Origin of the sequence: Bacillus changyiensis (genome assembly GCF_027706145.1) — a bacterium.
Taxonomy (GTDB): domain Bacteria; phylum Bacillota; class Bacilli; order Bacillales; family Bacillaceae; genus Bacillus; species Bacillus changyiensis.
The window spans coordinates 36,692-61,083 of the sequence record NZ_JAQFWW010000008.1; the positions used below are offsets into that span (position 1 = coordinate 36,692).

Here is a 24,392-nt window from a genome sequence, read left to right on the forward strand (position 1 = left end):
AAAAAATTCGTTTATTCCTTTGTGACGGTATCATGTTCTATATCAGGGGATGCTGTTTCTTCATCTTCATCATTTGATAAAGTAAGACCTTCATTTTGTTTTGCATCCTCATCATCTTCCAAATCTCTCATTTCAATTTCTTCTTCATCACTTGAGAGAATTTTAACGTCCATACCTAAACTTTGAAGTTCTTTAATTAATACTTTGAACGATTCTGGAACACCTGGTTCTGGAACGTTGTCACCTTTTACAATCGCTTCATAAGTTTTCACACGACCAACGACATCATCGGATTTAACGGTCAGAATTTCTTGAAGTGTGTATGCAGCACCATATGCTTCAAGTGCCCACACCTCCATCTCACCAAAACGCTGTCCACCGAACTGCGCTTTACCTCCGAGAGGTTGTTGAGTAACGAGTGAATAAGGTCCTGTTGACCGAGCATGGAGTTTGTCATCAACCATGTGGGCAAGTTTGATCATATACATGATTCCAACAGAAACCCGGTTATCAAACGGTTCTCCCGTACGACCATCGTATAGTACGGTTTTTGCATCTCTTGACATCCCAGCTTCTTCAAGCGTTTCCCATACATCTTCTTCACGAGCACCGTCAAATACCGGTGATGCGAAATGAAGACCAAGACGGCGTGCAGCCATACCGAGGTGGAGCTCCAATACTTGCCCGATGTTCATCCGTGATGGAACACCGAGTGGGTTTAACATAATATCAATTGGTGTTCCATCAGGTAGATAAGGCATATCTTCTTCAGGCAAAATCTTCGAGATAACCCCTTTATTACCATGTCGGCCTGCCATTTTGTCTCCTTCAGAAATTTTACGTTTCTGAACAATGTACACACGGACAAGCTGATTGACGCCAGGAGGCAGTTCATCGCCATCTTCACGATTGAAAACTTTGACATCAAGGATAATCCCGCCTCCGCCGTGCGGAACACGGAGAGATGTATCGCGAACTTCACGTGCTTTTTCTCCGAAAATAGCATGAAGCAAGCGCTCTTCTGCAGTAAGCTCAGTAACCCCTTTTGGCGTTACTTTTCCAACAAGAAGATCTCCGTCTTTTACTTCAGCACCGACACGAATAATGCCGCGCTCATCCAAGTTACGAAGAGCATCTTCTCCAACGTTTGGAATATCACGTGTGATTTCTTCAGGTCCAAGTTTTGTATCTCTTGCTTCTGATTCATATTCTTCAATATGAATCGATGTATATACGTCGTCTTTCACAAGGCGTTCACTCATGATGATGGCATCCTCATAGTTATAGCCGTCCCATGTCATGAAGCCGACCATCACATTGCGTCCAAGGGCAAGTTCACCCTTTTCCATAGACGGACCATCAGCTAAAATTTCACCTTTTACAACCTCATCTCCGACGCTTACAATTGGACGCTGATTATAGCAAGTTCCCTGGTTGGAACGAACAAATTTCAGCATACTGTATTTATCAAGATTTCCTTTTACCTTTTGACCATCTACTTCTTCATATCTGCGAACCCAAACATTTTTAGCTTCTACCCGTTCAACGATTCCCGGATAGCGACAGATGACAGCAGCACCAGAGTCTTTCGCTGATACATACTCCATTCCCGTTCCGACAACTGGTGATTCAGGCTGCATAAGCGGAACTGCTTGACGTTGCATGTTCGCACCCATCAAAGCACGGTTTGAGTCATCGTTTTCTAAGAAAGGAATACACGCAGTGGCTGCAGAGACAACTTGTTTTGGTGAAACGTCCATGTAATCAACACGGTCTTTTGGAACAACTGTGTTCTCACCTCTAAAGCGGGCAATAATTTGGTCGTCAATAAATGATCCGTCTTCAGCAAGTCGAGCGTTTGCCTGTGCCACAACATAGTTATCTTCTTCATCAGCCGTTAAATAATCGATCCTTGGCGTGACTTTTCCTGTCTCAGGATCAACCCTGCGATACGGTGTTTCAATAAAGCCAAAACGATTAACTTTAGCAAACGAAGAAAGAGAGTTAATCAATCCGATGTTCGGACCCTCAGGTGTTTCAATCGGACACATCCGACCATAGTGTGAATAGTGAACGTCACGCACTTCCATTCCGGCGCGTTCACGTGTCAAACCACCAGGTCCGAGCGCTGATAGGCGCCGTTTATGCGTTAACTCAGCAAGAGGATTTGTTTGATCCATGAACTGAGAAAGCTGTGAACTTCCGAAAAATTCTTTAATTGAAGCAATAACAGGACGTATATTAATCAGTTGCTGAGGCGTAATTGTATTTGTGTCCTGAATGGACATTCTTTCCCGAACAACACGTTCCATCCTGCTTAGACCAATCCGGAACTGGTTTTGTAACAGTTCACCTACAGAACGGAGTCTGCGGTTTCCTAAATGGTCAATATCATCAGTGTCTCCAACTCCATGAAGCAAGTTGAAGAAATAGCTGATTGAAGAGATAATATCGGCTGGTGTAATATTTTTAACACCTTCCTCAATAAAAGCATTTCCGATCACATTGATCGTTTGCTCCCCTTCTTGGTCAGTTGGAGCGTAGATTTTAATAGATTGAAGGATCACTTCATCTTCAACTACACCGCCATTTGGATATAGCTTTTTAAAGCCAATCCCATTTTCCAAGTACGGCAGTACTTTATCAAGTGTTCTTCTGTCCAAAATCGTACCTTTTTCCGCAAGAATCTCTCCTGTTTCAGGATCGATAAGCGTTTCCGCAAGTCGTTGATTGAAAAGACGATTTTTAATGTGAAGCTTTTTATTAATTTTATAACGTCCTACACTTGCAAGGTCATATCTTTTTGGATCAAAGAACCTTGAGTCAAGCAAACTCTTTGCATTTTCTACTGTTGGCGGCTCTCCAGGACGGAGGCGTTCGTAAATTTCAAGAAGTGCCTTATCAGTGTTTTCTGTATTATCTTTATCAAGAGTATTGCGCAAATACTCGTTTTCACCGACAAGATCAGTAATCTCCTGATCAGATCCAAAGCCAAGAGCACGCAAAAGAACCGTAACCGGCAACTTACGTGTGCGATCAATGCGGACATAAACAACATCTTTCGCATCTGTCTCGTATTCTAACCATGCGCCACGGTTTGGAATGACAGTTGCGGTAAAACCTTTTTTACCGTTTTTGTCAACTTTACCACTGAAATATACACTTGGAGAACGAACAAGCTGAGATACAATGACGCGTTCCGCACCGTTAATAATAAAGGTTCCGGTGTCTGTCATGATCGGGAAATCCCCCATGAAAACATCCTGGTCTTTTACCTCGCCAGTTTCTTTGTTGATTAAGCGAACTTTGACCCGCAACGGAGCTGAATAGGTTACATCACGTTCTTTTGATTCTTCTACTGGATACTTTGGATCACCTAAGCTGTAATCAATAAATTCCAGAGAGAGGTTACCAGTGAAATCCTCAATTGGTGATATGTCTTGAAACATCTCTCTAAGACCCTCATCAAGAAACCACTGATAAGAAGAGGTCTGAATTTCAATGAGATTTGGTAATTCTAACACTTCGCTAATGCGTGCATAGCTTCTGCGCTGGCGGTGTCGTCCATACTGAACTAGTTGACCTGTCAACTGATTCACCCCTCAAATCATGCGTAATATATGTGTAACAAGCATTTCTTTCTCATATATGTAAGAAATACCTTTACAAGACAAAAGAAAAAAGGGTTTCTAATTAGAAAACCACATCCAAAAACAAAATACCGATTTTATTAGTTTTCCCATAAATATATATTTTATACAAACCAATATGTTTCAGAAAAAAAAACGGTAAGCAAAATATATACATTGGCATTTTATAATACTAACATAGCTGAAAATCCGAGTCAAACTTTTTTTGCTCTGATAATATAGTATCCTTTCTTTTTTTGGACGATTTCAACATCCGCAAAAAGCTCTTTTAATTTATCAATAGCAGAAGGCCCGCCTTGTTTTTTTTGAATGACGACCCATAAGTCACCTGAAGACCGTAAATATTCAGCACTTTTTTCAAAGATAGCATGCACTATTTTTTTCCCAGCTCGTATAGGGGGATTCGTGATAATAGAAGCAAATGTTTGAGCAGGATCGACATTGGAAAACAGATCACTCTGGTATATATCAATGTTTTCGATCTGATTATGTAACGCATTTTCTTTTGAAAGTTCAACTGCCCTTTCATTGACATCAACCATGTGAACGAGTCGATTTTTGAAATCTGCAGCAAGAGAAAGACCGATAGGACCGTATCCACAGCCTACATCTAAAAAATCACCTTCTACCTCAGGTTCTTGGAAAGCCTCAATCAACAGTCTAGAACCAAAGTCGACCTCTTTTTTTGAAAATACGCCACTGTCACTTACAAATGTAAATGTCCGGTTCCTTAATAGAAATGTCCACTTTATTTTGTTGCTCTTCACTGAAGGTTTTTCAGAATAATAATGGTCAGTCATGATAGAACCTCCTAAAGTTGTGAACCCTTTTCACTATCTTGAAGCAAGATGGCTTTTATTATACGGAAGAAAAATAGTTAATCAGCAAAGAAAAAGCTCGCTTTTAAAAGCGAGCTTTCCCCTAAAGATTAGGCGAAGATTACTTAACTTCTACAGAAGCGCCAACTTCTTCAAGTTTAGCTTTAAGCTCTTCAGCTTCTTCTTTGGCAATACCTTCTTTAAGAGGTTTTGGAGTGTTGTCAACAAGTTCTTTAGCATCTTTCAAGCCAAGACCAGTGATTTCACGCACAACTTTGATAACTTTGATCTTTTGATCTCCTGCACCAGCAAGAATAAGATCAAATTCAGTTTGCTCTTCAGCAGCTCCGCCAGCAGCAGCTCCACCAGCTACAGCTACAGGAGCAGCTGCAGTTACACCAAATTCTTCTTCAATTGCTTTTACTAACTCGTTTAATTCAAGCACAGTTGCTTCTTTAACGGAAGCAATGATTTCTTCAATGTTTAAAGCCATTTGTAATTCCTCCATTTGTTTTCATTTTTTATAAACCGACTACATTAAGCGCCTTGTTCTTCCTTTTGTTCTGCCACAGCTTTTGTAGCAAGAGCAAGGTTGCGAACTGGAGCTTGAAGTACACTAAGCAACATAGAAAGTAAGCCTTCGCGAGATGGAAGTTCAGCAAGAGCTTTCACTTCTTCAACAGTAGAAACTTTACCTTCGATAACACCAGCTTTGATTTCAAGAGCTTCGTGTTTTTTAGCAAACTCGTTAATTACTTTTGCTGGAGCGACAACATCTTCAGTACTGAATGCAATCGCATTCGGTCCCGTTAAGACATCATTCAAACCATCAAGTTCAGCTTGTTCAACCGCACGACGAGTCATTGTGTTTTTGTAAACTTTGAACTCAATGTTCGCTTCGCGCAGTTGCTTACGAAGTTCAGTAACTTCAGAAACATTAAGACCGCGATAATCAACAATAATTGTTGATTTACTTTCTTTCAGTTTAGAAGTAATTTCTTGAACAACAGCTTTTTTTGTTTCAATTACACTGCTCATGGTTACACCTCCTATAGATTTAATCGTGTAACACTTATACCGCTCGGTGTCACGTTCTTTAACGACGAATTCCATATAAAAAGCCTCCATTTGACATGGAGGCTGTATATACAAGCATACGTTGCGTAAAGCTGTGATATATATACACCTCGGTAGGGAATTAAGCCACAGGCACCTACTGTCTACGGTATAAATGGACATATTTTATTTTACAACGTTTTGAATTATATCAAAACGAATGATATGAGTCAATACTATTTTACGTTAAAAGTTGAAGGATCTACTTTAATCCCAGGTCCCATTGTAGATGTGACAGATACATTCTTCACATAGACACCTTTAGCAGCTGCAGGTTTCGCTTTCATAATTGTGTCGTAAATTGTTGCAAAGTTTTCAGCAAGCTTCACATCATCAAAAGAAACTTTACCGATTGGCACATGAATGTTTCCAGCTTTATCGACACGATATTCAACTTTACCAGCTTTGATTTCGTTTACTGCTTTTTCAACTTCGAACGTAACTGTACCTGTTTTAGGGTTTGGCATAAGACCTTTTGGTCCAAGCACGCGTCCGATTTTACCGACTTCACCCATCATATCAGGAGTCGCCACGATCACATCAAACTCAAACCAACCTTGCTGAATTTTGTTGATGTAATCAGTATCCCCTACATAATCTGCACCAGCAGCTTCTGCTTCTTTCGCTTTTTCTCCTTTAGCGAAAACAAGGACGCGTTGTGTTTTACCTGTTCCATTTGGAAGAACAACCGCACCGCGGATCTGCTGATCATTTTTACGAGGGTCAACACCTAAACGAAATGCAGCTTCAACAGTAGCATCAAATTTAGCAGTGTTTGTTTTTTTCACAAGCTCAATTGCTTCATTTACATCATAAGCTTTTGTACGTTCAACAAGCTTCGCCGCTTCTACGTACTTCTTTCCTTTTTTTGCCATTTAAAAATTTCCTCCTTAGTGGTTTTAGCGGAATAACCTCCCACGAATAAGGGTTGCGAACTTGTCTAATCCAAACTCGCAACCCAACAAAGAAACAAAAAATTAGTCTTCAATCACAATACCCATACTGCGGGCAGTTCCTTCAACCATGCGCATAGCCGCTTCAACACTTGCTGCATTCAAGTCAGGCATTTTCGTTTCAGCGATTTCACGTACTTTATCGCGCTTGACGGTTGCTACTTTATTACGGTTAGGTTCACCAGAACCTGACTCAATTCCAGCCGCTTTTTTAAGTAACACAGCAGCTGGCGGAGTTTTTGTAATAAATGTAAATGAACGGTCTTCGTAAACCGAAATTTCTACAGGAATGATAAGACCAGCTTGGTCAGATGTACGAGCGTTAAACTCCTTACAGAATCCCATGATGTTAACACCGGCTTGACCTAACGCAGGACCAACTGGTGGAGCTGGATTCGCTTTCCCAGCAGGAATTTGCAATTTTACTACTTTTACTACTTTTTTAGCCACGAGACACACCTCCTTAAGTCCGTGATGTGGTAATAGGGTGAACCCTCCCACTCAAGGTCTCATTCTTTATATGAATGATGAAAATATCAAGCTAGCTGCCTTGCCATTTCTGCCAAGACGCACCTTTGTATATTACCACTTTTATATAGTGATTTCAAGCGCTTATTCTATTACAATTTGTCAACTTGAGTAAATTCAAGTTCAACAGGGGTTTCTCTTCCAAACATATTAACAAACACTTTCACCTTGTTTTTGTCATGGTCGATCTCTTCAATTGTCCCTGTAAAATCGGCAAACGGACCATCGATCACTTTAACAGTTTCCTTCAGTTCAAAATCAATTTCTGTTTTTCGTTCTTCAAGGCCCATCCGTTTCAAAATTCTTTCTGCTTCACCTGGTAGTAAAGCGGTCGGTTTAGAACCTGAACCAGCAGAACCGACAAAGCCTGTCACACCAGGCGTATTTCTGACAACATACCAAGAGTCATCTGTCATCACAAGTTCAACTAAAACATAACCAGGGAATACTTTCTTCTTAACTACTTTTTTCTTCCCATTTTTGATATCCGTTTCTTCTTCTTCAGGTACAACGACACGGAAAATTTTATCCTGCATCCCCATCGATTCAACCCGTTTTTCTAAGTTTGCTTTGACCTTATTTTCATAGCCGGAGTACGTGTGTACAACATACCATTTCTTTTCCATTCTCATTCAGGACCTCTCTAGTCCTTCCCTCCCCACACCATAATATTTTAGGCCGTAATGAGAAACCGACACTTCTTTTATACGAGCCTCATATTTTAAAACAATGAAAAAACCCGTTGAACGGGTTTTTTTGCGAGTCATATTTAGATCTATTATAACACGTTTTTCTGATCATTATTCAACTATTAAACGAATTAATTGTGTAAAACCCGAATCGACTAAGGCAAAAAAGACCGCGAAAAAAACAACAGTAATAATAACAGTAATCGTATAGCGCGTTAATTCTTTGCCTTTTGGCCAACTGACTTTCTTCATTTCTTTTGCGACATTTTTTAAAAATTTCATATTACGCCTCCACAATCTAAAAACAAAAAACTATTTTGTTTCAAGATGTACTGTATGTGAGTTGCAGTTATTGCAGTATTTCTTTACTTCAAGCCGCTCAGCTAATGCTGCGGAGCTTTTCATTGTCGTATAATTGCGATTCCCACAATTTTTACAAGCTAATGTTATTTTTTTCTTCATGTTTGTTTACACCTTTTTTCTGGACAATCATTTCTTTTAGTAAAATACCACAGTACTAAAATCACTGTCAATATGCCGGAAGCATCAGTTACAAACTGATTTCACGAAGTTCCAAATATTTCTCCAATTTGCGTTTGACACGTTGAAGCGCGTTATCGATTGATTTGACATGACGATTCAACTCTTCAGAAATCTCCTGATAGGATCTTCCATCAAGATAAAGTGCAAGTACTTTTCTTTCTAAATCGCTAAGTAATTCTCCCATCTTAAGTTCAATATCATCAAACTCTTCCTGATTGATTATCAACTCTTCAGGATTCATTACTTTAGCTCCCGAAATAACATCCAGAAGCGTTCGGTCTGAATCTTCATCATAAATCGGCTTGTCCAGCGACACATAAGAATTTAACGGAATATGTTTTTGGCGAGTTGCTGTCTTAATCGCGGTAATAATTTGGCGGGTAATGCATAATTCTGCAAAAGCTTTAAAAGAAGTCAGCTTGTCCTCTTTAAAATCACGGATAGATTTATAGAGACCAATCATCCCTTCCTGAACAATATCCTCTCGATCAGCTCCAATTAAAAAATAGGATCTTGCTTTTGCCCTCACAAAGTTACGGTACTTTGTAATTAAATAATCTAACGCATCACTGTCTCCGACATGAACCATTTCAATAACCTGCTCATCTTCCAACTGGCAAAACCGTTCTTTGTTGAACTGCTCCTTGCTGAATTTTCCCTGGTTGTTTTTTAAGTTCACTCCGATCCCCCCGACCGCACGTAGATAGAAATATTATACAGTAATAGCTAAAAATGCGTCAACCTACTCCAAATCGCCCCGCCGCCATTTTTCAAATTTTTTTAGGACTTCTTCTGAGATTGGTATCTTGCTGATTGGGCGTTCTGAAGTAATTTTTTTTACCCTTTTTTCAATTTTTCTCTCAATCGCTTCAACTTCCCGTAGCAATTCTCGGGCAGACTTGCGTAACGCTCCCTGCCCAAAGATCGCCCACTGCTCAGTATAGTCTGATGTAGCAACATGAATTTGCGTTTGAATATCATTTAAATCTGAAGCTAGTTTCTCAATTCGTTCATCAGCTGTTTCATTTTCTCTTGTGAAAATCACCTCTACACGATGATTAATTTTTTTCTTTTCAATTCCTTTGACGAGGTGTGCATCAAACACAACAATCACACGAAAACCTGTGTAAGATTGATATTCCGCCATTTTTTGAATCAACAGGTCCCTTGCTTCTTCAAAGCTGTTCTTTTTTAGATCCTTTAACATAGGCCAGGATCCAATCATGTTATAGCCGTCTACTAAAAGGATGTCCATTCCCTCTTTAATCTCCTAAAGGGCTTCGCTTCCGAAGAACTTCATACATAAGCAAGCCGGCTGCAACAGACGCATTTAAAGAAGTGACTTTTCCTACCATCGGCAGAGAATAGAGAAAATCGCATTTTTCTTTGACAAGTCTCCCCATTCCTTTTCCTTCACTCCCGATCACCAATGCCAGCGGCATGTTTCCATCCATTGACCTGTAATCTTGATTCGCTGATGCATCGGTACCGACAACCCAGACGCCCTGTTCTTTCAGTTCTTCTAATGTTCGTGAAAGATTGGTTACTCTAACGACCGGAATATGTTCAATTGCACCTGTTGAAGCCTTTGCAACAGTAGTGGTAAGGCCGACCGCACGCCGTTTTGGAATAATAATACCGTGGGCACCAGCTGCATCAGCTGTCCTCATGATTGAGCCTAAATTATGCGGATCTTCGATTTCATCTAATACAAGGATAAACAGCTGTTCATTTTTCGCTTCTGCCTTTTGAAAAAGGTCGTCTAATTGTGCATACTCATATGCTGCAACTTGGGCGACCACGCCCTGATGCTGTCCAGAAACCATCTGATCAAGTTTTTTTCTCGGAACATACTGAATTGTAATCCCTCTTTTAGCTGCGAGTTCAACGACTTGCTGAGCTTGTCCCTTTACCGTGTTTTCCGCCATCCACAATTTATACAGTTCTCGGTCTGATTTTAAAGTTTCAATTACCGCGTTTTTCCCAATAACATAATCGTGTTGCTGTGTCATTTTATTTCCTCCCTTCCATCCCGTTTTTCCAATGCTTTTTGAATCAATTCATCAAGCCTTTCTTCCCTGTTTTCCAAAAAAAGATACCCTATAACCGCTTCAAAAGCTGTACTGTAGCGATACGTTTGAACATCAGTATTTTTAGGTACCGTTCCTGACTTTGCATTTCGTCCTCTTCTGAGCACAGCTTGTTCTTCATCAGTGAAAAAACCTTGCTTTTCCAGTTCAAATAGCATGCATGCCTGTGATTTTGCAGAAACATAACGACTTGACCGTTTGTGTAAGTCATGAGGTTTTGACACTCCTTGCTTTAACAGGTGATGCCTGACATAAATGTCTAAAACGGCATCACCCATGTAAGCAAGTGCTAGCCCATTCATTTGTTTAGCATGTTTAATGGTTTCTAACTTCATGTTTATGATTCTCCTCTTTTCCAGCGTGTCCCTTGAGGAGTATCCTCTAAAATGATGTTCATGCTTTTTAATTGATCACGGATGTTATCAGATGTTGCAAAATCTCGATTTCTGCGGGCTTCGTTTCTCTTTTCAATTAACTCTTCAATGTCTTGATTCAAAAGCTCTTGTTCCTGAAGTGAAAACCCCAGAACCGAACAAATCTCATCAAACAAATGAAGGAAGGCCTTAATGACATGTTCAGCAGTGGTTTTTTCTTGTAAATAGTAGTTTGCATGCTTAGCTAGATCGAACAGGACAGAAATCGCATTCGCTGTATTGAAGTCATCATCCATTGCAGTTTCAAAAGCGGTTCGCTGCTCAGCAATTTTTTCAAGCCACTTGGAATCCTCTTCTGTTAAATTTGTACTGCTTTTTAGCCGATATTGCAAATTGCCATAAGCGGTTTTTAACCGATCAAAAGCATTTTTTGTATTCTCCAACAAATCAACTGAATAGTTAATTGGATGCCTGTAATGAACAGACAACATAAAAAATCTCAGTACTTTCGGATCATATTCTTTAATAATCTCGTGAACAAGAACAAAATTCCCTAGAGATTTGGACATTTTTTCATTATCAATATTAATATAACCGTTATGAAGCCAATATTTCGCAAAAGTCTTTCCTGTCAAAGCTTCAGATTGGGCAATTTCGTTTTCATGGTGAGGAAATGTCAAATCCTGTCCCCCTGCATGAATATCGATCGAATCTCCTAAGTATTTTCTAGCCATTGCCGAGCACTCAATATGCCAGCCTGGTCGCCCTTTTCCCCATGGACTATCCCAAGAGATTTCATTTTCTTTAGCCGCTTTCCATAAAGCAAAGTCAAGAGCATCCTCTTTTTTCTCACCGATCTGAATTCGTGCACCTGATCTTAACTCATCAATCGATTGGTGAGAAAGCTTTCCATAGCCAGCAAATGATCTTGTTTTATAATAAACATCTCCATCAGCTTCATAAGCGTATCCCTTTTCAATCAAAGTCTTAATAAAATCAATAATATCGTCCATATTTTCAGTCACGCGTGGATGGCAATCGGCTTTTGAGCAGCCAAGTGAACCAACATCTTCGAAGTACGCCTTGATAAACCGTTCGGCGATCACGGGCACCTCTTCACCGAGCTCCTCTGCTGCTTTAATCAATTTGTCATCAACATCTGTAAAGTTAGAGATATAGTGAACATCATACCCTCTGTACTCCAAGTATTTTCTAACGGTATCGTAGACGATAGCCGGTCTTGCATTTCCAATGTGAATGTAGTTATAAACAGTCGGTCCGCAAACATACATTTTCACTTTGCCCTCTTCAAGAGGGATAAACTGTTCTTTTTTTCTTGTCAGTGTATTATAAAGTACAATCGTCATGACTCATCTTCCCTTCTTTTCCCTTTAGTTCTTGTTTAAGACGTTGGATTTCATGCTCTAATTCTCGGAAACGGTCAGCGACTGGATCTGGTAAATCTTGATGATTAAGATCCCGTTTAATTTTCTTTCCATTTTGGACAACAACACGTCCTGGGATTCCGACGACAGTTGAGCACTCTGGAACATCATGTAGGACAACAGAGCCCGCTCCGATTTTTGAACCTCTCCCTATCGTGATAGAACCAAGTACCTTGGCCCCTGTTGATATCAATGCATCATCTTCAATTGTCGGATGCCGCTTGCCTTTTTCTTTTCCTGTTCCTCCAAGAGTCACTCCTTGAAAAACGGTTACATTATGGCCGATCTCACATGTCTCTCCAATAACAACGCCCATTCCATGATCTATAAAAAACCTTCTGCCAATCTTCGCACCTGGATGAATTTCGATTCCTGTGAAGAAGCGAGAAATTTGTGAGATGACTCTGGCAATGAAAAATCTTTTTCTTTTATATAAAGCATGCGCAATTCGATGGGCCCATATCGCATGCAAACCTGAATAAGTTAGGATGACTTCAAAATAACTTCTGGCAGCCGGATCTTGATCAAATACGACTTCCACATCTTCTTTAAGCATTTTCAAAAACACATGATTCCCCCCTTTTCCCGCTTCTCTTTTTTTAACGGACATTAAACCAAACCATACAAAAAACGCCTCTGCCATAATGACAGAGACGTTTTATTAAACGCGGTTCCACTCTGTTTAGAAAACAGCCCATCTGTTTTCCCAACTTTCATCCATAACGGTGGACACCGCCTTTAAATACTAGTTTAAAAACGTTCTTTAAAGGTCTCAAGAGATGCATTTCTAAAGCAAGGCACTTAAGTCTCTCTCAGCCGCTGAAGACTCTCTCTTTAAAGGCCATCTACTTTATACTTTTCTCTGTCAACGATTTTTGCTTATTTACTTTTCAACCGTTTTAAAACAGTGTCTTTTCCGATCAACTCAATCGACTGAGGCAATTCAGGTCCATGAGTCTGACCTGTTGTTGCCACACGGATTGGCATAAACAGTTTTTTTCCTTTATGTCCTGTTTCCTTTTGAACAGCTTTGATGGATGCTTTGATGTTTTCCGCTGTAAACTCTTCCAACTGTTCGAGTTTCTCAGCAAATACTTGAAGCACTTCCGGAACCTGTTCTTCCTCTAAAACAGTTCTTGCTTCATGATTATACTGGATTTCGTCTTTAAAGAACAACTCCGCTAGCTCGACAATTTCTGCACCATAACTTAACTGTTCTTGATAAAGAGAGACGAGCTTACGAACCCATTCTTGTTCATTCTCAGAAAGTTCTTGTGAAAGTTTCCCTGCTTTCTGCAAATGTGGAACCGTCAATTGAATAACCTGATCAAGATCAAGTTTTTTCACATATTGGTTATTAACCCATTTCAGTTTATGCGTATCAAACACAGCTGGTGATTTTGATAAACGCTTCACATCAAAGATCTCAATAAACTGTTCTTTTGTAAACAGTTCTTCTTCACCGACCGGTGACCAGCCAAGCAGAGCAATGAAGTTAAACAGCGCTTCTGGTAAATAGCCAAGTTCTTCATATTGTTCAATAAATTGAATGATTGATTCATCGCGTTTACTTAGTTTTTTACGATTTTCATTGACAATCAGCGTCATATGTCCAAAATCCGGAATGTCCCAACCAAACGCATTATAGATCATGATTTGCTTCGGTGTATTAGAAATATGGTCTTCTCCACGTAAAACATGTGTCATTTTCATTAAATAATCATCGACTGCGACAGCAAAGTTATATGTTGGTGTTCCGTCTTTTTTGACGATGACAAAATCACCGATTCCATCTGTTTCAAAAGAAATTTCGTCTTTGACAATGTCTTGAAAAGTAATGACGTCTCCCTTAGGAACCTTAAAACGGATGCTTGGTTGCCTTCCTTCAGCGCGAAGTTTTTCTTTTTCTTCTTTTGTTAAGCTACAACACTTTCCAGAATAACGCGGCATTTCTCCGCGGGCTGATTGGTCTTCTCGCTCTTTCTCAAGCTCTTCCTCTGTGCAATAACAATGATATGCCAGACCTTTTTCAAGCAGTTCTTCATAATATGTTTTGTAAATTTCATTTCTTTCAGATTGACGGTATGGTCCATATTCACCACCGACATCTACACTTTCATCCCAATCCATGCCCAGCCATTTTAAATAGTTGAGCTGGCTTTGCTCTCCGCCCGCAATATTTCGTTTTTGATCTGTATCTTCTATCCGAACGATGAATTTCCCACCTTGGCTTCGAGCAAATAAATAATTAAAAAGGGCAGTTCTTGCATTTCCAATATGTAAATGCCCGGTAGGACTCGGTGCATATCGAACCCGAACTTCATTTCCCATCTGTCTAACTTCCTTTCGTATCAGGTCATAGTTCACATTTAGTTCTATTTTATCATTAAATGAAATGACCTACAAAGTGAATCAACTTTTTTGGATGAGTACGACAGCCTGAGCCGCTATTCCTTCAGCTCTTCCTGTAAACCCAAGCTTTTCGGTTGTCGTCGCCTTTACATTAATTTGCGAAATATCAGCGTCCAACCCTTCCGCAATTCTGACCCGCATGTCTTCAATATAAGGAGCCATTTTTGGTTTTTGGGCAATGATCGTACAATCAAGGTTCCCAAGCGTATACCCTTTCCCCTTGACTAACTGCCACACATGCTGGAGAAGTTTAAAGGAATCGGCATCTTTGAATTCTGGATCAGTATCCGGAAAATGCTTGCCAATATCACCTTCTCCAATCGCTCCAAGACAAGCATCAGCAATGGTGTGCAAAAGCACATCAGCATCAGAATGCCCTAAAAGACCTTGTTCAGATGGAATCGTAACTCCTCCAATAATAAGCGGTCTTCCTTTTACAAGCTGATGAACGTCAAACCCTTGTCCAATTCTAAACATGTTCATTCCTTCTTTCCGCTTCTAATATCGCCTCTGCAACAAGCAGGTCATCAGGTGTTGTCAACTTAATGTTTTGATAATCTCCCTGAATGATAGCGACCTTTCCACCCGCTTCTTCAACCAGACTGGCATCATCTGTTCCAAAAAACCCTGTTGCTTCAGCTTTAAGATGGGCGTTCATCAAAATAGAAAGACGAAAAGCTTGCGGGGTTTGAGCGGCCCACAAGCTTGAACGTTCAATTGTTCCAGTTATCTCATCGTCTTGAACGCGTTTGATGGTATCTTTGACTGGTACAGCAACAATTGCAGCACCTGTTTCATTTGCTTTTTTAACAAGCTGTTCGATATGTTCCTGTTTGATAAACGGTCTAGCCCCATCATGGACAAGGACTATTCCTTCTTTTCCGACTGCTTGAATTCCTTGCATAACACTGTGCTGGCGTTCGCTTCCACCAGTTACAATTTTGATAGGTGTGATAAAATGATACTCATTTAAAAGACTGTTAAATTCATCGTATTCGTTCTCATTGATCACAAGAATGATTCTTTTACATGCATTGTGGTGTTCAAACACCTTTAATGTATGAATAATAACAGATGTTCCTTTTGCCTTAATAAACAGTTTATTTTTTCCGGCCTTCATTCGTTTGCCTTGTCCGGCAGCAGGAATAATGACTTGATAATCCATCTTTCTTTCTCCCTTTTTACAGCGCCTTCTCCAGCAGTTTCGGTTTCGCGAATATCATTCTTCCCGCAGCTGTCTGCAGTACACTGGTCACGAGCACATCGATATGTTTACCAATATAGTTTCGACCTTCTTCAACAACGATCATTGTGCCATCATCCAAATAACCGACACCTTGATTATGTTCTTTACCGTCTTTTATCACCTGTACCTTCATCTCTTCACCAGGAAGCACGACAGGCTTAACAGCATTGGCCAAATCATTAATATTAAGAACAGCCACCTTTTGAAGTTCACACACTTTATTTAAATTAAAGTCATTTGTGACAACAACACCTGAAGTTAACTTTGCAAGTTTGACTAGTTTACTGTCAACTTCTTGAATATCTTCAAAATCGCCTTCATAAATTTCAACCTTGATATTTAATTCTTTTTGAATTCTATTTAAAATATCAAGACCTCTTCGACCTCTGTTCCGTTTAAGAACGTCAGATGAGTCAGCGATATGCTGAAGTTCACCAAGAACGAATTGAGGAATCACGATAACACCTTCAAGAAAACCTGTTTGACAAATATCAGCGATTCTTCCGTCTATAATAACACTTGTGTCTAATATTTTCAGCCTTTTATCTTCTCTAGTATGCTCCTCTTCAACAGTACCTTTTTTCTTTCGAGATGTGAAAAGAGTGAGAATCTCATCTTTTTTCTTAAAACCTACCCTGAATCCCAAATAACCAAGAAGTGCAGCTAATACAAGGGGAATGACAGTGCCGATTAACTGATATGGGAAATATTTCAACGGGATAAGATTAACAATAAGATATGCCAGTAAAAGCCCGAAAACCAGTCCTAATGATCCAAACAACAAGTCTGAAACAGGGGCTTTTATTAAAGAGTCCTCAATTCTTTTCAACCAATTGATCACATAATCCGCACACCAGATGCCAATAAGAAAAAAGATAATAGCCCCCAAACAAGCAGATACATACGGATTTGTTACTAAAGGTATGTCCTTCACGTTCAACAGTACAAACAATTCCGGTACGAGAAAAACACCGATAACGCCACCCAAAATCGCAAAGAACGCCTGAACTATTCGTTTTAACATACCTTCACCTCCTTTTTTAATGTTCAATAGTTCATAAATAGAACTGTCAGTAAAATAAAATTAAAAATATTATACCCAGATATTTCATGTTTTAATCATTCATTCAAAAAAGACTACTATGGTCGATCGATATAATGTTTTTCTTGTAGCCCTTTAAGGCCATTCTTGATTTTTTGGGCGCGAACTGTACCGATTCCGTCTACTTCGTCTAATTCTTTCATATCCGCTTCTATGATTAGCTTAAGATGACCAAATGCTTCAACAACATTTTCGACAATCGGCATCGGCAACCTTGGAATTTTGTGAAGAAGTCTGTAACCACGTGGAAAAACATAGTCCTCCATATTCGTTGAAGCTGAGTACCCAAGAAGTTTTAATAAAATGCTATCATCCAACAATTCAAAGCTGGACATATCTTGAAGTTGCTTTAAAAGAACAAATGGATCTTTAACTTTTTCTTTGACATAGTCTTTTACAAAAAGAGCCGCTTCTTGTTCCATATCGGTTATGAGTTCGCTTACTTGCAGTCTTATTAAATGTCCTTCAGTTCCAAGCTCTGTAATATACATATTAATCTCATTTTTAATTCTAAGCACCATTTCATATCGATGGAGAACAGATATGACATCACTAAATGACACGAGCTCTTCAAACTCCAGGGCATTCAATGTGGAAATCGCATGATCCAAAATCAGCTTGTACTTTTCTAGCGTCTGAATCGCTTGATTGGCTTTTGTTAAGATAAAGCCAATATCTTTAAGAATATACTTCATACTTTTTTGATAGAGTGTGATGACATTTCGTCTCTCAGATATGGCGATCACCAGACATCCAGTCTGTTTAGCAACTCGCTCAGCTGTCCTGTGCCGCATTCCTGTTTCTGAAGAAGCGATCGTCGCCTCAGGCATAAGTTGTGTATTTGCATATAAAATCTTTTGTCCTGAATCACTAAGGATAATAGCGCCATCCATTTTCGCCAACTCATATAAATGAGCCGGAGAAAAAGAAGAATTAATATGGAATCCGCCATCAACCACTACTTTTACTTTGTCATTAAAACCAACAACAATTAATCCACCAGTTTTCGCTCGAAGTACATTTTCAATCCCCTCGCGTATAGGTGTACCTGGAGCAACAAACTGCAATATTTCTGAAAGGTCTTGTTTCGCCCCTTTTTTATCTTTTTCCATCTATTATGATCCTCCTAGTGAAGTTCGAAGAGCCTCAGCTACATTTTCCACACCGATAACCTCAATTCCTTTCGGTCTGGTCCATCCTTCCAAATTTGCTGATGGGATGATCATTCTCTTAAACCCAAGCTTTGCCGCCTCCTGAACTCGCTGTTCAATCCTAGACACTCTTCGAACTTCTCCTGTTAAACCAACCTCCCCGATAAAACAATCTGTCGGATGTGGCGGGGCATCTTTAAAGCTTGAAGCGATGCTTACGGCTACAGCTAAATCAATTGCCGGTTCATCTAGCTTCACTCCACCAGCTACCTTTAAATAGGCGTCTTGATTTTGCAAAAGTAGCCCCACTCTTTTTTCCAGGACGGCCATTAATAGCGACACTCGGTTATGGTCAATTCCAGTTGCCATTCTGCGTGGATTACCAAAACTTGTAGGAGATATGAGTGCTTGTATTTCAACAAGAACTGGTCTAGTTCCTTCCATTGAAGCGACTACACTTGAGCCAGCAGCACCTGCAGAGCGTTCTTCAAGAAATATTTCAGAGGGGTTTAATACCTCTGTAAGGCCTTCTTCCCTCATTTCAAAAATGCCCATCTCATTAGTTGATCCAAATCGATTTTTAACAGCTCTTAAAATCCGAAATGTATGGTGTCGCTCACCTTCAAAATAAAGGACTGTATCGACCATATGTTCCAGCAGTCTTGGTCCGGCAATCGAACCTTCTTTTGTTACATGCCCAACAATAAATATTGGGATTCCTTTTGTTTTTGCTATTCTCATTAGTTCAGCTGTGCACTCTCTTACTTGTGACACACTGCCTGGTGCAGAGGTAATATCACTTTGATAGACAGTTTGAATCGAATCAACCACAACAAATGAAGGATTCATCTCTTCTATAGAAGACGTAATATACTCCATATCGGTTTCAGATAAAACGTGTAGAGCCGGACTATTGATACCTAATCGATCCGCTCTTAACTTCGTTTGTTTGACAGATTCTTCTCCTGAAATATATAAGACCGTTGCATTCGATTCTGCAAGCTGAGCTGATACTTGCAACAGTAAAGTCGACTTTCCGATCCCTGGATCACCACCAATTAAGACAAGTGAACCTTTGACGATACCGTTTCCTAATACACGGTTAAATTCGCCTAATTGCGTTTTAATTCGCGGTTCTTCTGTTGTTTCAATCGATGAGATAGGAGAAGGCTTCTGTACTTTTTCAACCGAATGAGAAAAAGCTGTTCTTCTGTTGGCGGTAGGTTTTTTTATCATTTCTTCTACCATCATGTTCCACGTGCCACATCCCGGACACTTCCCCATCCACTTGGGAGATTCATAGCCGCATGATTGGCAAATAAATTTAGTTTTTGTTTTAGCCATAGCTCATTTTGACGCTCCTCTTTATATGAAAGTGAGGCATACGAATCAAATTGTATGCCTCTTTCTTTTGTCTCTATATTAGTTCGTTTTAACTTCTGTTTTTACGACAAAGTCTCCGTTTTCCACATCTAGCAAAATATGCTGTCCTTTTTTAATTTGACCTTTTAGAAGTTCTTCTGAAAGCCGATCTTCAACATGTTTTTGAATAGCTCTTCTGAGCGGACGAGCACCGTATTCAAGATCGACACCTTCTTCAGCAATTTTTTCTATCGCTGCTTCAGATAGTTCAATTGAAAGATCCTGTTCTTTCAAGCGCTTTGTCAACTGTTCTGACATGAGCGAAACAATGTCTTTCAAATGTTTTTTCTCAAGAGAGTGGAAAACAATAATCTCATCAATACGATTGATGAATTCAGGTCTAAAGGCACGCTTTAACTCACCCATCACTTTATCTTTCATATCTTTATAGGTCTGGGTTTCATCCTGAACATTAAACCCAACATATTTATTGCGTCTCAGTTCACTAGCCCCTACATTTGAAGTCATAATTAAGATGGTGTTTCTGAAATCGACTGTACGTCCTTTTGAGTCTGTCAAACGGCCGTCTTCAAGAACTTGCAACAAAATATTGAATACGTCTGGATGAGCTTTTTCAATCTCATCCAGCAGGACAACTGAATATGGTTTTCTTCTCACTTTTTCAGTTAGCTGTCCGCCTTCATCATAACCAACATAACCTGGAGGTGAGCCAACGAGTCTTGATGTTGAATGCTTCTCCATGTACTCTGACATATCGATGCGAATCATCGCTTCTTCATCACCAAAAATAGATTCTGCAAGCGCACGGGCAAGCTCAGTCTTACCTACACCTGTCGGACCAAGGAAAATAAATGAACCAATCGGACGTTTTGGATCTTTTAATCCAGCCCGAGCACGTCTGACAGCTTTCGCTACAGCAACCACTGCTTCATCCTGTCCGATTACTCTAGAATGCAAAATGTTTTCCATATTTAACAGTTTATCTGTTTCAGTTTGAGCAATCTTTGAAACCGGCACTCCAGTCCAGCTTGATACCACCATCGCAATATCATCAACTGTCACTTCGGAGTTTTCTTGTCCTTGCTTTTCTTTCCATGTTTTCTTTGTTTCTTCAACTTTTTCCCGCAGACGCTGTTCTGTGTCACGCAATGAAGCTGCTTTTTCAAATTCTTGACTTTGAACAGCGGCATCTTTTTCTTTACGAACCTCGTCAAGCTTTTGTTCAAGCTCTTTTAATTTTGGTGGCGTTGTAAAGGAACGTAAACGAACTTTTGAACCAGCCTCATCGATTAAATCAATCGCTTTATCAGGTAAGAAGCGATCAGAGATGTAACGATCAGACAGCTTGACAGCCGCTTCGATTGCTTCATCTGTAATTGAGACACGATGATGAGCTTCATAGCGGTCCCTAAGACCTTTTAAAATTTGAATACTCTCCTCAGGTGATGGTTGATCGACCTGAATTGGCTGAAAACGTCGTTCTAATGCAGCATCTTTTTCAATATATTTACGGTATTCATCAAGTGTTGTCGCCCCGATACACTGTAGCTCACCGCGGGCCAAAGAAGGTTTCAGGATATTTGAAGCATCGATAGCGCCTTCTGCTCCTCCTGCTCCAATTAGTGTATGAAGTTCATCAATAAATAGAATGATATTACCTGCTTGACGAATTTCATCCATCACTTTTTTAAGACGATCTTCAAATTCTCCACGGTATTTCGTTCCTGCAACTACAGTTCCCATATCAAGCGTCATGACCCGTTTGTCACGCAAAATTTCTGGAACTTCATTGTTAATAATCTGTTGTGCTAATCCTTCAGCTATCGCTGTTTTACCTACACCCGGTTCACCAATTAAAACAGGGTTATTCTTTGTTCTGCGGCTCAGCACTTCAATCACACGTTGAATCTCTTTGCTACGACCGATAACAGGGTCAAGACTGCCTTCTTTAGCAATTGTGGTCAGATCTCGAGCTAAACTGTCCAGTGTTGGTGTATTGGCATTACTATTCGCTCCAGATGCTGTACCACCGCTCTCATTACTACCCAAAAGCTGCAACACCTGTTGCCTCGCTTTATTTAGGCTGACACCTAGGTTGTTCAACACTCGTGCAGCTACTCCTTCTCCTTCCCGAATAAGACCAAGGAGGATATGTTCTGTTCCCACATATGAATGACCAAGCTTTCTTGCTTCATCGAATGCCAGTTCAGTCACTTTTTTAGCCCTTGGTGTATAAGGGGCATTGTGGGTCATCTCTTGACCGCGACCGATCAGGCTTTCAACCTCTTTTTGAATTTTCTCAGGACTTAGACCTGAGGCTTGCAATGCTTTTGCAGCAATTCCTTCGCCTTCTCTGACAAGCCCAAGCAAAATATGTTCAGTTCCAATATTATTGTGACCAAGACGCAAAGCTTCTTCTTGAGCAAGCGCAAGCACTTTTTGCGCTCTTTCAGTAAATCTCCCAAACATCATACCGTTTCATCCTCCTATCATTCACCATTATCCTCTAATTTAAGCCGTTCTCTAATAAGAGTTGCTCTTCTAACATCCCTTTCGTCAGCACTTAGTTCACTTCCAGAATATTGTTGAAGAAAACCGGGCTGAGTTAAAATCATAAGCTCATTTAAAATATTGCTGGAAAGACCTTTTATTATGCCCAGATCAATCCCAAGCCGTACATCTGAGAGACATTTGGCCGTCTCTTTGGATTCAATCATCCGACAGTTGGATAATACACCGTATGACCTATAGACACGATCTTCCAACCCAACTTGCGAAGTTTGATAAAGCGCCTTTCTTGCTGAACGCTCTTGTTCAATCAACTGGACGACAACACTGTTTAAATCTTCAACAATGTCAATTTCTGATTTCCCAAGAGTAATTTGATTAGAAATTTGAAAGATATTTCCTAATGCTTCGCTACCTTCACCGTAAATTCCTCTTACAACTAGACCTAATTGATTAATTGCTGGAATAATTCGATTAATTTGCCTAGTCAACACTAAAGCAGGAAGGTGCATCATAACGGAAGCTCGCATCCCTGTCCCTACATTTGTAGGACAACTTGTTAAATAGCCCCTTTGTTCTGTAAAAGCATAATCGATTTTATCTTCCATCCAATCATCAACTCGATTTGCTACTTTTAAAGCTTCAGATAGCTGAAAACCAGGGAAAAGACATTGAATTCTCACATGATCTTCTTCATTTAACATGATGCTTACTTCTTCGTTTTCAGAAAGGAGACATGCACCAAAAGGAGCTTCCGTCAAATGGGGACTGATCAAATGTTTTTCAACTAAAACCCTTTTTTCTAGTGGTTGTATTTGACTCATTTTTACCATTTCAAATTTCCCTATTTTATGGGGTTCATATCCGGTAAACTGTTCTTCAAATAAAGCAATAATCGCTGATGCTTCTTCATTAGAAAATCGTGAAGGGAAACGCACTTTCTCTAAATTACGGGCAAGACGAATCCGGCTGCTCAGCACGATGTCACTTTCAGGACCTTCTTGCCGCATCCAACTACTTAAAGCATTCTGTATAAAATGCTGTAGCGACATCAGTCTTCCCCCTCCTTCTTGTTTTCACTTAGACTTTGCTCAAGCGCACGAATTTCGTCTCTAATATTGGCGGCTTTTTCAAACTCTTCCTGCTGAATTAATTCTTTTAATTCTTTTTTCAATGTATCAACTTGTCTTCTAACATGAAGGTTACCACCAATTCGTTTTGGAATTTTTCCTGCATGAACAGTATTGCCGCTGTGAACTTTTCTTAAAATCGGAGTAATGTATGAGTGAAATGTTTTATAACACTCCGAACAGCCAAAACGTCCTGTTTGACGAAACTCAGGAAAGGTCATATTACACTTTTTACAGCGTAAAATTTGTTCAGGCTGTTTAAAAATTTTAGCTTCACTGTTTGTAAAAGCTGAATCAATGTTTAAAAGTCCAGATAATAAGTTATGAATAGAAAATCCGTTATTTTCATTCATAGAATATGATTCACTGTTCTCTTTCGCACATTGTTCACATATATGCATTTCTCTTTTTTCACCGTTAATGACTTTTGTAAAGTGAAAAGTAGCCGGTCTTTCTTTACATTCTTGACAAATCATGCTTTTCACCCGCTTTATTTAAATTTAAGAGAGGTCAGCATGGCCTTCATCATTCTTGCCCTTAACTCATCACGCTCAGGCAAATCAATATATAGAACTGAACGATCCATTACACTGACCATCAACTTAGCCTCACTTTCCGTCACAACTCCACTTTCTAACAAACGCAAGATAATGTCATCTGAGGCAGCTTGGGGAAGTCTAGTGTAAATTTGATCTATAATATTGTTAATCAAATCGATCTTATCGTTCATTTTAATTTTAATAATTCGAATATATCCACCGCCGCCCCGCTTGCTCTCTACAATATATCCACGCTCACTTGTAAATCGCGTATTAATGACATAATTGATTTGGGAAGGAACACACTGAAATTTGTTGGCGACTTCACTTCGTTTAATCTCCAAAATTTCCTTTCCATTTTTTTCTAGAACTTGTTTCAAATACTGTTCAATAATATCGGAAATATTCTTTCCCACTCAACCTCCTCCTTCACTTGACTTTGACTATATTTGACTTTAAATTTACTATAAGTGCTTTTTAAACTTTTTTCAACTAATTACTCTTATTCTTTATTATTTCCACTTTTGACTTCATAAAACCTAAAATAAAAAGAAAACAAAAAAAGATCAGCTTTTTCTGCTGATCTTCTTAATCGCTTGGCGGCGTCCTACTCTCACAGGGGGAAACCCCCAACTACCATCGGCGCTGAAGAGCTTAACTTCCGTGTTCGGTATGGGAACGGGTGTGACCTCTTCGCTATCGCCACCAAACAAAT

Annotated in this window: 25 protein-coding genes, 1 rRNA gene and 2 other annotated features; all 26 genes read right to left on the reverse strand. The window is 39.7% G+C overall.

The features are described 5' to 3' along the window. Positions 1 to 11 precede the first annotated feature (11 nt). Entirely contained in the window at positions 12 to 3,590 is a 3,579-nt protein-coding gene (gene rpoB, locus PDT38_RS17800) for a DNA-directed RNA polymerase subunit beta (RefSeq protein WP_270803422.1), read from the reverse strand. Positions 3,591 to 3,844: 254 nt separating this feature from the next. Then, on the reverse strand, positions 3,845 to 4,450 hold the full coding sequence (locus PDT38_RS17805) for a class I SAM-dependent methyltransferase (protein WP_270803423.1): 606 nt from the start codon (positions 4,448 to 4,450) through the stop codon (positions 3,845 to 3,847). Between the two features lie 139 nt (positions 4,451 to 4,589). Next, the gene (rplL, locus tag PDT38_RS17810; RefSeq protein ID WP_270803424.1) at positions 4,590 to 4,961 is read right to left on the reverse strand and encodes a 50S ribosomal protein L7/L12; all 372 of its coding nucleotides are present in this window, start codon (positions 4,959 to 4,961) and stop codon (positions 4,590 to 4,592) included. 44 nt (positions 4,962 to 5,005) lie between these two features. After that, the gene (rplJ, locus tag PDT38_RS17815; RefSeq protein WP_270803446.1) at positions 5,006 to 5,506 is read right to left on the reverse strand and encodes a 50S ribosomal protein L10; all 501 of its coding nucleotides are present in this window, start codon (positions 5,504 to 5,506) and stop codon (positions 5,006 to 5,008) included. A 67-nt stretch (positions 5,507 to 5,573) separates the two neighbouring features. Then, positions 5,574 to 5,712, reverse strand: a sequence feature (ribosomal protein L10 leader region). 48 nt (positions 5,713 to 5,760) lie between these two features. Further along, positions 5,761 to 6,459, reverse strand: coding sequence for a 50S ribosomal protein L1 (gene rplA, locus PDT38_RS17820; protein WP_270803425.1), 699 nt, complete (start codon positions 6,457 to 6,459; stop codon positions 5,761 to 5,763). 102 nt (positions 6,460 to 6,561) lie between these two features. Further along, positions 6,562 to 6,987 carry a 50S ribosomal protein L11 gene (gene rplK, locus PDT38_RS17825; RefSeq protein ID WP_172292056.1) on the reverse strand — a complete coding sequence of 142 codons (426 nt, stop codon included), beginning with the start codon at positions 6,985 to 6,987 and terminating at the stop codon, positions 6,562 to 6,564. 170 nt (positions 6,988 to 7,157) lie between these two features. Continuing rightward, complete coding sequence (gene nusG / locus PDT38_RS17830; protein ID WP_148959271.1) at positions 7,158 to 7,691, reverse strand: transcription termination/antitermination protein NusG; 534 nt, start codon at positions 7,689 to 7,691, stop codon at positions 7,158 to 7,160. Positions 7,692 to 7,865: 174 nt separating this feature from the next. Further along, a complete protein-coding gene (gene secE / locus PDT38_RS17835; RefSeq protein WP_270803426.1) occupies positions 7,866 to 8,036 on the reverse strand; it encodes a preprotein translocase subunit SecE in 171 nt (56 codons plus the stop codon). A 30-nt stretch (positions 8,037 to 8,066) separates the two neighbouring features. Beyond that, positions 8,067 to 8,216 carry a 50S ribosomal protein L33 gene (gene rpmG, locus PDT38_RS17840; protein ID WP_006640304.1) on the reverse strand — a complete coding sequence of 50 codons (150 nt, stop codon included), beginning with the start codon at positions 8,214 to 8,216 and terminating at the stop codon, positions 8,067 to 8,069. A gap of 88 nt (positions 8,217 to 8,304) precedes the next feature. Further along, positions 8,305 to 8,976 carry an RNA polymerase sporulation sigma factor SigH gene (gene sigH, locus PDT38_RS17845; protein ID WP_270803427.1) on the reverse strand — a complete coding sequence of 224 codons (672 nt, stop codon included), beginning with the start codon at positions 8,974 to 8,976 and terminating at the stop codon, positions 8,305 to 8,307. A gap of 63 nt (positions 8,977 to 9,039) precedes the next feature. After that, positions 9,040 to 9,552 carry a ribosome-dependent mRNA decay endonuclease Rae1/YacP gene (rae1, locus tag PDT38_RS17850; protein ID WP_270803428.1) on the reverse strand — a complete coding sequence of 171 codons (513 nt, stop codon included), beginning with the start codon at positions 9,550 to 9,552 and terminating at the stop codon, positions 9,040 to 9,042. Positions 9,553 to 9,559: 7 nt separating this feature from the next. Then, positions 9,560 to 10,309: a 23S rRNA (guanosine(2251)-2'-O)-methyltransferase RlmB gene (gene rlmB, locus PDT38_RS17855; RefSeq protein ID WP_270803429.1), complete on the reverse strand. Its 750-nt coding sequence runs from the start codon at positions 10,307 to 10,309 to the stop codon at positions 9,560 to 9,562. Continuing rightward, positions 10,306 to 10,722, reverse strand: a complete 417-nt coding sequence (locus PDT38_RS17860; protein WP_270803430.1) for a Mini-ribonuclease 3 — start codon at positions 10,720 to 10,722, stop codon at positions 10,306 to 10,308. The genes rlmB and PDT38_RS17860 overlap by 4 nt, the downstream gene beginning before the upstream one ends. Before the next feature lie 2 nt (positions 10,723 to 10,724). After that, positions 10,725 to 12,128 carry a cysteine--tRNA ligase gene (gene cysS / locus PDT38_RS17865; RefSeq protein ID WP_270803431.1) on the reverse strand — a complete coding sequence of 468 codons (1,404 nt, stop codon included), beginning with the start codon at positions 12,126 to 12,128 and terminating at the stop codon, positions 10,725 to 10,727. Next, positions 12,109 to 12,774: a serine O-acetyltransferase gene (gene cysE / locus PDT38_RS17870; RefSeq protein WP_270803432.1), complete on the reverse strand. Its 666-nt coding sequence runs from the start codon at positions 12,772 to 12,774 to the stop codon at positions 12,109 to 12,111. Before cysE ends, cysS begins: the two co-directional genes overlap by 20 nt. A gap of 78 nt (positions 12,775 to 12,852) precedes the next feature. Next, positions 12,853 to 13,084: a binding site (T-box leader), on the reverse strand. Between the two features lies 1 nt (position 13,085). Then, positions 13,086 to 14,537, reverse strand: coding sequence for a glutamate--tRNA ligase (gene gltX / locus PDT38_RS17875; RefSeq protein WP_270803433.1), 1,452 nt, complete (start codon positions 14,535 to 14,537; stop codon positions 13,086 to 13,088). 81 nt (positions 14,538 to 14,618) lie between these two features. Beyond that, positions 14,619 to 15,095: a 2-C-methyl-D-erythritol 2,4-cyclodiphosphate synthase gene (ispF, locus tag PDT38_RS17880; RefSeq protein ID WP_270803434.1), complete on the reverse strand. Its 477-nt coding sequence runs from the start codon at positions 15,093 to 15,095 to the stop codon at positions 14,619 to 14,621. Further along, a complete protein-coding gene (gene ispD, locus PDT38_RS17885; protein ID WP_270803435.1) occupies positions 15,088 to 15,783 on the reverse strand; it encodes a 2-C-methyl-D-erythritol 4-phosphate cytidylyltransferase in 696 nt (231 codons plus the stop codon). Before ispD ends, ispF begins: the two co-directional genes overlap by 8 nt. 16 nt (positions 15,784 to 15,799) lie before the next feature. Beyond that, positions 15,800 to 16,888, reverse strand: coding sequence for a PIN/TRAM domain-containing protein (locus tag PDT38_RS17890; RefSeq protein WP_270803436.1), 1,089 nt, complete (start codon positions 16,886 to 16,888; stop codon positions 15,800 to 15,802). 116 nt (positions 16,889 to 17,004) lie between these two features. Then, the gene (gene disA, locus PDT38_RS17895) at positions 17,005 to 18,078 is read right to left on the reverse strand and encodes a DNA integrity scanning diadenylate cyclase DisA (protein WP_270803437.1); all 1,074 of its coding nucleotides are present in this window, start codon (positions 18,076 to 18,078) and stop codon (positions 17,005 to 17,007) included. Positions 18,079 to 18,081: 3 nt separating this feature from the next. Next, positions 18,082 to 19,461, reverse strand: coding sequence for a DNA repair protein RadA (gene radA / locus PDT38_RS17900; protein WP_270803438.1), 1,380 nt, complete (start codon positions 19,459 to 19,461; stop codon positions 18,082 to 18,084). Positions 19,462 to 19,539: 78 nt separating this feature from the next. Next, a complete protein-coding gene (gene clpC / locus PDT38_RS17905; RefSeq protein WP_270803439.1) occupies positions 19,540 to 21,972 on the reverse strand; it encodes an ATP-dependent protease ATP-binding subunit ClpC in 2,433 nt (810 codons plus the stop codon). A 17-nt stretch (positions 21,973 to 21,989) separates the two neighbouring features. Then, positions 21,990 to 23,060 carry a protein arginine kinase gene (locus tag PDT38_RS17910; RefSeq protein ID WP_270803440.1) on the reverse strand — a complete coding sequence of 357 codons (1,071 nt, stop codon included), beginning with the start codon at positions 23,058 to 23,060 and terminating at the stop codon, positions 21,990 to 21,992. After that, positions 23,060 to 23,614, reverse strand: a complete 555-nt coding sequence (locus PDT38_RS17915) for a UvrB/UvrC motif-containing protein (RefSeq protein WP_270803441.1) — start codon at positions 23,612 to 23,614, stop codon at positions 23,060 to 23,062. Before PDT38_RS17915 ends, PDT38_RS17910 begins: the two co-directional genes overlap by 1 nt. A gap of 14 nt (positions 23,615 to 23,628) precedes the next feature. Then, on the reverse strand, positions 23,629 to 24,093 hold the full coding sequence (locus PDT38_RS17920) for a CtsR family transcriptional regulator (protein WP_270803442.1): 465 nt from the start codon (positions 24,091 to 24,093) through the stop codon (positions 23,629 to 23,631). Between the two features lie 178 nt (positions 24,094 to 24,271). After that, positions 24,272 to 24,387: ribosomal RNA gene (gene rrf / locus PDT38_RS17925) — 5S ribosomal RNA — on the reverse strand. Positions 24,388 to 24,392 lie beyond the last annotated feature (5 nt).